Genomic DNA, 9,337 nt, shown 5'->3' with positions numbered 1-9,337 from the left:
TTGTATGGTTATATTAATCTGGGAATTTAGAATATTTTCAATATAAATTAATTCAATTCTTAAATAATAAATATTTACAGCAATTTCTGAGATTGAGAAACTTATCAAACGATTCTAAATTTATGAAGTAGTTTTATGCTTAAGAGTCTGGTTGATCGCGAAGATACCGTACAGCGCTTTTCAGATAGATGAGACTTCACGTCACAATCAAAACTTTGTAGGGATGTTCAATGGAACGCCCCTACTGTCGTCTACTTATGAAAACTGCTCTAAATATTGGATGGAAATAAATCAAATCGACTTCTCCTCAGCTATAGTGCAGTTTCATCAAAAAATGGTATTGACGTAGCAGATTTTTCCCAAAAAAAAGAGTAATATAGACTGACAGTTAAGCAGACAAAAAGTATTGCTAGTAGTATAATATAAAATTTTTCTTTTAAGTTTTGATTTGCCCTGATTTAGCTCTTGCAAAAATATTTCAATAAGTATATATTTGCTATATATTGTAGATATACGAAATTGAAACAAAGGTTAGGACATTTCTAAATTCTCAAACTTAGTCAGGAATTAGTTCTAAATTCTAAATTCTAAATTCTAAATTCTAAATTCTAAATTCTAAATTCTAAATATGGGATTCTATAACCATGATTCACTTAAGTCTGAACTTAACCAAAGAGGCTGGCGTTTAACTCCCCAAAGGGAAACTATCCTACAGGTGTTTCAACGTCTACCTCAAGGTAAACACTTAAGTGCAGAAGAAATATATCATCTGTTGCTACATCAACAGGAACAAATTAGTCTGTCTACCGTCTATCGAACACTACATTTGTTGACAAAAGTAGGTATTTTGCGGGAACTAGAATTAGCCGAAGGACATAAACATTATGAGATAAACGCCCCTAACCTTCGTAAACATCACCATTTAGTCTGCCTTCAATGTCATAAAACCTATGAATTTAGTGATGATTCTATACTAAAAATCAGTAAGAAGCAGGCTGAAAAAGAAGGTGTTGAAATGTTAGACTGTCAACTCACAGTTCATACTATTTGTATAGAGGCTTTACGCAAAGGTTGGCCTGCTTTAGTAGCTAGTAATTGGTCTTGTCCAAGAACTAAGTTAGAAATTCAGTCTAACTCAAATCATCAAAAGGCAACTTTGGAGGAGGAGGAGGAACTACCAAGCGTTCAATAACAGCTTTATGACTCTCCCGGTTAGTTTGGACTTCTGCAGCGATCGCCTCAAACTTAACTTCCAAACAACCATAAGCAATATCCAATTCTGTAATTACTTCTATTTCCCCCATTCCATTTGGAATAAAATCAGTTAACCAACGTGGTCCAGCTACTATTGTTTGAGCTTGGCGATCGTAAACCCAAATTTTAACATAAATCCTAGGTAAACCTTCTGGTAATTGTACCCTAACTTTTACCGCTCTTCCGGCAATCACATCCTTACCCAGCACTTCTAAATGAGGAACTGGCAATGGTTGTTCATCAGGTAAAATATAAGGCTGTGTCGAAATTGATTCATCCTGCTCTTGAGAAATATTACCTAAACCAAAATTCCATTGCTTCTCTTGGTTTGGTAAAATTTCTTCTAGTGGTTCATCTTCCACCACAAATTCTTGCGCTTCCCAATTAATTTCATCATTATTGCCACTAGCAAATTCCTCATCATCAACCATTACACTTATAGAATCATTATCCTGTAATTCTTCTTCAGTTTTCTGGTTAGATTCTGATGTATTCTCTAATTCTGTACCCTTGTCTTTTTCCTCAGTTGGTTGTAAAGAAGAAGCCTTCATCCATTGCAATAATTCAGAATCATTGCTCAAGGAATAAGCCTTGGAAAAGAATCTATCCTCTAACTTTAAAGCCTTAAAATCCTTGTTTTTAGGAGAAAATTCTGTGGGAAAGGGCACAAGATTTTGCTTATTCTCAGCAGGTACTTCTTCTTCTTTATTAATAGTTTCTGACTCTGACTTTTCTATTTCTACTTGTGAACTTATCTCCTCTTCAGACCGATCTAAATTTTTCCAAACATCATCTATTTCATCTTGCTCTTTAGGAGTATTTGACTTAGCCAACAAATCATTAATCTGAGTTGCATCTTTAGCCACATTATCTGGTAGTGGATTTCCAAATGTTGGTAATTCTAGTGCTTCAGAATCTGACTCACCTGTAATAGGTTTATAGATTTGTGGTGGTAAAGATTGCTCTTTATGTGTTTTCTGATCTGGTTGAGTCTGATTAATTTTCTCTACTAATTCCAGAAAAGAAGGGGGTTTTTGCTCTGGTTTTCTTCCTGCTAAAGTTTTTGTTTTTGAAGTAATTCCCTGATGCTTATCTTCAACAAAATTTTCATCAATTGCTGCCAACCAATTCTGAAGTGGTGCTGTAATTGTGAAAGATTGATTGGCTATAGTTTGAGTATTATCTGTGAGAATAATTTCTCCTAATATTAGATGAGTTTTAATATTTTCCGGCACATTAATTGTACAGGCAAATATAATAGGTGTTACTTGGTCTGGTAGAGTTTGCTGTACTTCAATTAAAATTTCTGAAGTTTGAGGATTACGCAAACAAATTTTTAAGTTCCCATTGACTATGGGAGTATTATTTTCTGTAATAGTAGAATCTTTTTTTGTTAGATTATTCTGCAAGGGCAGGTTATTAAAGCCTTCATTAGATTGAATATTCTGATTTTGATTATCAAGAATTATCTGCCCAGATATAATTAATGCTTCTCCTGGTTTAGCAATGTAAGATGCTCGATCTAAGGTTAGCTCTAAAGGGTAATTTAGAGTATAGTTATTTTGGGTTTTAGTATCTCTATCTGTTTCTTGATTTGGAGCTGGATTTTGCTCTAGTTCTATTTCTTGTTCTGGCTGAAGTTTACCCAATATTGATGAGTTATTGATTAGAGTTTCAGTTAGTTCTTTTAATTGATTCTCTATATTTTTGACTTCTTGGTTTTGAGTTTGAATATTTGCCTGTTCTTGTTGACCACTATCTAGTAAATCAGTAATATTTTCCCTAATCTCTGATTCTTGAGATAATGCTTTTGATTCATCTTGAATCTGACTATCTAATAATTCTATTTCATCTGATTTAATTGTCTCAAGTTTAGTCAATTCAGGATTATTTTTGACTGTATTTTCCTCTAGATTAATTCCTGCTTCATCTGTGTCTACTTGATCTGAAAAAAAAGATATATTTTCATTAGTAATTAAATCCTTGGGCTGGGGTTGAGGATCTGCTACTGTATATAATTCCTGATTCTGTGGTTCTAGTTGTTGTGAAAAATCTGAACTATCATACTCTGTGGGCAATACTTCTAGATGGACAATATGTTCCTTTGTTTCTTTTGATGATGTGGTTAGTTTAGCTAGACAAAGAAATTCCCACTTACCAGGCTTGAGGCGGGTAAAGGGGATAATAGATATGAGACCTTGAGAGTGGGTACGACTAGAACGTTTATGAACTCGCCTTATAGGTGGGATTTCTTCAGTAGAATCGTGAATAATCCGAATTTGGACTTCTGTATTGGCTATATGAGTATTAGCCACAATGCGATAGCGACCTTCTAGAATTTCCACATCGGCTGATTCTAAAGGTAGCCAGGTTTGGTCGCCTTCTTTCTGTAGCAAAAATTCCCAGTCTGACATCTACGGCTACAGCTTTACTTTACAAAATATATATTCTTAAGTTTATCTCAGATTATTAGTTATCTGGATGATTTTATCTACTCAAGTCATAATTTTTTTAATTTTAATATTTTATTAATTTTTAATTATCACAAATAATTATTTTTGTCAAGATTAATTTTCTAGAGGGCACTTAGGTCAATTGCTATTTATCAAAATAATTGGGTCGCGCAACCCCCCCTTTGATTGGCGAAATGTTTTTTGGAGGGTTGCTCACGCATCCCCGTTACAAAAACAACTTCTGACTTCTGACTTCTGACTTCTGACTTCGTTAAGAATCCCAACCCAAAGTTGTTTCTATTTCGGTTGCTAGAGACATAGGATCGAAGGGTTTAGTAATTACTCCATTTACTCCCAATTCAAAAAAATGACGCTTATCGTCTGAACTAACTTTCGCTGTCAGGAAAATTACTGGAATTTGCTTCGTGGCCTGATTAGCTCGTAATTCTTGAAAAGTAGCAAATCCATCTAGTTCAGGCATCATTACATCTAAGAGAATAGCATCTGGTTGTTCGAGTTCTGCTTTAGTAATACCTTCTCTACCTGAACTACCAGTAATTACTTGCCAACCACCAACCATTTCTAAACTAAGTTGGGCTACTTCCCTAATATCATCTTGATCGTCTATTAGTAAAATTCGTTTTTTTGTCATTCGACTTTAGCTGTTAATTACCCTAGAAAAATATTAGCTTAAGAATAAGTAGAAAAATATCTTTCCTATTCCCTATTCCCTATTTTTAAATTTACTCAAAAAATAATTTTCCGTGCCTTTTTCCTATTATTTATAAGAATAGGTAATTCTAAATTCTAAATTCTAAATTCTAAATTCTTAAAAACTTTAATCCAAAATTGGTAAAGCAACAAAAAAAGTGCTGCCCTTTCCCAAAGTGCTTTCTGCCCAAATTTGGCCTTCATGTTGTTGGACTATACTACGACAAATAGCTAAACCTAAACCCGTTCCTCCCTTCTGGCGAGAATCAGAAGCATCAACTTGTTGAAAGCGACCAAAAATACTTTCTATTTTATCAGCAGGAATACCTCGTCCTTGATCTTTAACCATGATTAAAACTTGATCCCCATAATTAATTCCACAAGCTGGCGCTACAGCACAATCACCTTGAATCCCGCAAGTCAAATGATGGGAGTTATTAACTTGATTTTTATTGATTCGTTGTTTGCTGGCAGTTAACCATACAGTTTTTCCTGTAGAGGAATATTTTATAGCATTACTCAGTAGGTTAGTCAAAGTTTGAATTAATCTGTCAGCGCATCCCCACAACTTAGTATCTATTGGTGTTACTGATAAACTGACTCCTATTTTCTCTGCTATAGGCTGCATTTCACTTGCTGCCTGTATCATCAACTCAGAAACATTGCAAGTTTGTTTAACCATTGTGACTTGATGAGAATGAAGACGCTCTAAATCTAAAATGTCGTTAACTAACCTGACTAAACGATCGCTATTCGCAACAGCAATATCTAACATTCTTCTACCTCTTGTTGGTGCTTGATTTAGTAAACCACTTTTCAGTAAACCTAAAGCACCGTGAATAGAAGCAAGAGGAGTGCGTAATTCATGGCTCACTACAGAAATAAATTCATCTTTCATCTGTTCGACTGCTAGGCGTTCGGTAATATCTTTAAATGTCACAACCGCACCAGTGATTTTTCCTTGTTCTAGAATAGGTGTACTGACATATTCTACGGGAAAAAATGTGCCATCTCGTCTCCCAAACAATTCATCAGTAACTTGACAAACTATTCCTTTTTCTAAGGTTGTGTTAACCGCACAAGCTTGACTATTTTTTTCTGTAGAAATACGATTAGTTTTGTTGTTAGTTTGGTCTCCATAAATTATGAAATTCCAGTCATTATTTACCAGCTCTTTAATTCCATAACCAGTCATTTTTGCTGCGGCAGGATTAACAAAAGAAATTTTACTAAATATATCTATTACACAAATTCCTTCTCCCGCTGAGTCTAAAATTAATTGATGTTGGTGACGGAGTTGTTCCAAAGATTGTTCTACCTGTTTGCGATCGCTAATGTCACGGGCAATAGTTGATACTCCTATCACATTATTTTGAGTATCTTTAATTGGAGATATTGTTAAAGCTACATTTATGTGCTTACCGTCTTTTCTAAGATGTACAGTTTCATAATTATCTATACCAATACCGGCAGTAATATTTGCTAAAATTTGAGGAATTTCATTTGGTCTTTCTGGTACAGCTAACATGGAAATAGAATGACCTTTGACTTCAGAAATAGAGTAACCATAAATTTCTTCTGCTCCTGAGTTCCAACTATGAATAATTCCTGCCAAAGTATTACCAATTATTGCATCATTAGAGGATTCTACAATAGAAGCTAACCTGATCATATCTTTTTCTGTTTGCTTTTNAAAATTTGAGGAATTTCATTTGGTCTTTCTGGTACAGCTAACATGGAAATAGAATGACCTTTGACTTCAGAAATAGAGTAACCATAAATTTCTTCTGCTCCTGAGTTCCAACTATGAATAATTCCTGCCAAAGTATTACCAATTATTGCATCATTAGAGGATTCTACAATAGAAGCTAACCTGATCATATCTTTTTCTGTTTGCTTTTGCTCTGTAATGTCACGCCCTAAAACGACAATTCCATTCCGTGTTCCATCTTCATAAAATAACGGCACTTTAGTTACATCATAAATTTTTACAGTTCCGTCTTTTTTCTGAATGACCTCTTCCCCCCTCGACAAACTTTTTTTGTTCCATGCTTGTCGATCGCTGTGTTGGCAATTTAAAAAAGCGTCTTGATAAAAAGGACTACTTTCTGCCAGTTCGGCATCTGACTTACCATGATAATCTACTTTTTCTAGATCAAATAATTCTAGCATTGACTTATTAGCTTCTAGCCATTTTCCTGTACCATCTTTAAAACAAACAATATCTGGCATCGCATTAATTAAAGTGCGAAGCTTTAGAGAAGTTTCTTGGTATGTTTTTACTAGCTCTTGTAAAGCTTTTTCTGCTCGTTTACGCTCCCGTATTTCTGTTTTTAATTTAGCATTACTAGCTTTGAGGGATGCTATTAAATCTGTTTTATTTTTAGAAGTATCTTTAATCATTTTTTTGCCATCTTCAACTCAATAAAATCAAGAATAAATATTGATTATTCAAAAAAAAATTAAATACTTGGAGTCCGTTTGATCCGATTAATAATACGAGTGACTAACTCAGAATATTTAAAAGGTTTACTAAGATAATCATCAGCACCAGCAGCAAAAATTTGATTATGAATATTAGGATCTTTGTGAGCCGTAATAAATACAACTGGAATGCCACTCCAATGAGGGTCATTACGAATAACTTTACACAAATCTATTCCGTTAAAATGTGGCATTTCTATATCTAAAATTAATAAATCTGGCGCTGTATCTTCCAAGGTTTTCCAGAAATATCGCTCATCATTCAGAGTAACCACTTTAATTCCCCACTGCGTTAGTATGTGTTTGATAACCTCTAAAGTTGGCAGATCATCATCTACTATCATAACAGTTCCGGGGATCTGATTTTTTCGCCAGATATCTAATACTATATCTATTACTTGAGCTGCTGGTAGTTGCTTTGTTAAATATGCTGATGCCCCTAATTTAGCAATCTTAATTCGATCGCTCAAGTCTCCCTGAGTATTAAGTACAACTACTGGTANTCTGATTTTTTCGCCAGATATCTAATACTATATCTATTACTTGAGCTGCTGGTAGTTGCTTTGTTAAATATGCTGATGCCCCTAATTTAGCAATCTTAATTCGATCGCTCAAGTCTCCCTGAGTATTAAGTACAACTACTGGTAAAAATGGCATCTGATTAGAAAATTTTGCTAATATTTTTTCCGCATTACTAGCAATTTCCAGGTCTAGTAATGCCACATTTGCAGAAAATAATAAATCTTGGCAATGAAAGTTGCAGTTATGATTAATAAAACCATCTATATCTGTAAGTAATGTAGAATTTTTCGCCACCATACATTCTACTTTTTTAGTAGTAGCTTCCTGCACTAATTCTTGGGCTAATAAATTATCTTCTAGTATTAATAATAATTTACATTCTTGGGAAAAACTATCTGTATACCTTAAATAAGTTTGTGTAGAGGATTTCGCATCAAGAGATTTGAGTTCCTGATTGATACTTTGTTGATTATCCATATTACTACTATGCCGATATATCTCGTTGCGTAAACTGCTAAGTAGTTTAGATATATGAGAAATTTCTGTGTAATCAATAGGTAATTCAGATGCCAATAAAGCTTCTATTTCTCTAGATAAATCTGAGCCATACGCCAAACCAAATGTACCCAGAGAACCTGCTAATTTATGAGCTTCTTGTTGTGCTTGATGTTGCAAATTAGTCTCTAATTTTCCATTTTTTCCAGCTATTACTGCTTGTTCTACCACATCAATTCGCTCACTTATACTTCCCTTAACTCTATCCCAAATTTTATTTATTGACTGTTGCAGCTTTTGTTGAGATTCCTGAGATATATTAGGTTGATTTTTCTTCTTTTTTTTACTTTTTTTTAGTGGTAAATTATTCTTTTCTTGTTTAAGTCTATAGCCTAAACCATAAACAGTTTGAATTAAATCACTAGGGGCGTCTGCTGATTTTAATTTGTGTCTTAAGCCTTTAATATGTGCTCTAACAGTATCTTCTGTAGGTATGTCTTCTAAATCCCAAACCCGATCTAAAATTACACTACAACTAAATACTCTTTGGGTATTGTGCATCAACAGATTTAGTATTTCATATTCTTTAGGAGTAAGATTTAACTGCTTGTCATTGTAACTAACTTCACAACTTTGAGGATTTAAACATAAACCACACCATTTCTTAATGACAGAAACAGACTCATTTCCCCGTCGTAATAATGCTCTAATTCTAGCTAAAAGTTCTTCCAAATTAAATGGTTTAACTACATAATCATCAGCTCCAGCATCTAAACCCTTTATTTTATCTTGACTGTTATCGCGAGCGGTTAAAAGTAAAATAGGAATTTTTTTATTAATAGAGCGCAACTTTTGACATAGAGTAATACCGTCTAATTTGGGCAGCATTAAATCTAATAAAATTAAATCATAATTACAAGCTTGAGCTTGCTGCCAACCCGCTTGACCATCTGTGGCTATATCAACTATAAAGAGTTCTTTGGTTAAGGCATCAGCTAAAGTTTCGGCGATAATTTTATCATCTTCTACAACTAAAATTCTCATTTATTGCCTGTTTTAAATAATTGTAGTTAGTGTTGTTTTTATAAGGTTTTTAAATCTCTAATTTTGACTAAAGTTTGATTTTTTTATATTTACCTGTTTGATAACAACTAACTATCTTATCTATAGTTTTTTTATGCTGATTCCTAGCTAACAATATACAGCTTTTTTTTTAGCAGTGAACAAGTATATTTTTCAATAAACTATATTTTTTTTGTTGATATTATAATTATAGTTAGCAGATTATCTTTTGAATTTTACCGAAAAATAAAGGTATAAAGCCTCTCCTTTTAAGGAGAAACAAGCGGTCGTTTGCGGAGCATTCCGTTAGGATGGGATGGCGTTTGCTAACGCAAAGCTCCGCTTTATATGTCGCG

At 33.8% G+C, this 9,337-nt stretch carries 7 protein-coding genes; 1 reads left to right on the top strand and 6 read right to left on the bottom strand.

Annotated elements, in window-relative coordinates:
* Positions 1 to 628 precede the first annotated feature (628 nt).
* Complete coding sequence (locus AFK68_RS23040; RefSeq protein WP_094675422.1) at positions 629 to 1,192, top strand: Fur family transcriptional regulator; 564 nt, start codon at positions 629 to 631, stop codon at positions 1,190 to 1,192.
* Here the strand turns inward: AFK68_RS23040 and AFK68_RS23035 are convergent.
* The 6 genes from AFK68_RS23035 to AFK68_RS46150 all read right to left on the bottom strand — a co-directional run.
* Positions 1,131 to 3,668, bottom strand: coding sequence for a hypothetical protein (locus AFK68_RS23035; RefSeq protein ID WP_094675420.1), 2,538 nt, complete (start codon positions 3,666 to 3,668; stop codon positions 1,131 to 1,133). The genes AFK68_RS23040 and AFK68_RS23035 overlap by 62 nt on opposite strands.
* 310 nt (positions 3,669 to 3,978) lie before the next feature.
* Positions 3,979 to 4,359 (bottom strand): response regulator, encoded by a 381-nt coding sequence (locus tag AFK68_RS23030; RefSeq protein WP_094675418.1) that lies wholly within the window; start codon positions 4,357 to 4,359, stop codon positions 3,979 to 3,981.
* 186 nt (positions 4,360 to 4,545) lie between these two features.
* Positions 4,546 to 6,090, bottom strand: a complete 1,545-nt coding sequence (locus AFK68_RS42335) for a PAS domain S-box protein (protein ID WP_094675416.1) — start codon at positions 6,088 to 6,090, stop codon at positions 4,546 to 4,548.
* 21 nt (positions 6,091 to 6,111) lie between these two features.
* Positions 6,112 to 6,821, bottom strand: a 710-nt coding sequence (locus AFK68_RS46160) for a PAS domain-containing protein (protein ID WP_371357510.1), incomplete at its 3' end; no start/stop codon positions are given.
* Between the two features lie 59 nt (positions 6,822 to 6,880).
* The gene (locus tag AFK68_RS46155; protein WP_371357511.1) at positions 6,881 to 7,246 is read right to left on the bottom strand and encodes a PleD family two-component system response regulator; all 366 of its coding nucleotides are present in this window, start codon (positions 7,244 to 7,246) and stop codon (positions 6,881 to 6,883) included.
* Positions 7,247 to 7,405: 159 nt separating this feature from the next.
* The coding region (locus AFK68_RS46150; RefSeq protein ID WP_371357509.1) for a response regulator at positions 7,406 to 8,963 on the bottom strand (1,558 nt) is incomplete at its 3' end.
* Positions 8,964 to 9,337: the final 374 nt, after the last annotated feature.

This window comes from Hydrocoleum sp. CS-953 (assembly GCF_002260545.1).
In the GTDB taxonomy this organism is placed as follows: domain Bacteria; phylum Cyanobacteriota; class Cyanobacteriia; order Cyanobacteriales; family Microcoleaceae; genus Trichodesmium.
The sequence above is the reverse complement of the archived record's forward strand: the minus strand, read 5'-3'. Positions and strand labels throughout refer to the sequence as shown.

Bases quoted from the DNA above. Each gene is read 5' to 3' on its own strand.
- AFK68_RS23040 (WP_094675422.1), top strand. From the start codon at position 629: ATGGGATTCTATAACCATGATTCACTTAAGTCTGAACTTAACCAAAGA.
- AFK68_RS46155 (WP_371357511.1), bottom strand. From the start codon at position 7,246: ATGATAGTAGATGATGATCTGCCAACTTTAGAGGTTATCAAACACATA.
- AFK68_RS23035 (WP_094675420.1), bottom strand. From the start codon at position 3,668: ATGTCAGACTGGGAATTTTTGCTACAGAAAGAAGGCGACCAAACCTGG.
- AFK68_RS42335 (WP_094675416.1), bottom strand. From the start codon at position 6,090: ATGATCAGGTTAGCTTCTATTGTAGAATCCTCTAATGATGCAATAATT.
- AFK68_RS23030 (WP_094675418.1), bottom strand. From the start codon at position 4,359: ATGACAAAAAAACGAATTTTACTAATAGACGATCAAGATGATATTAGG.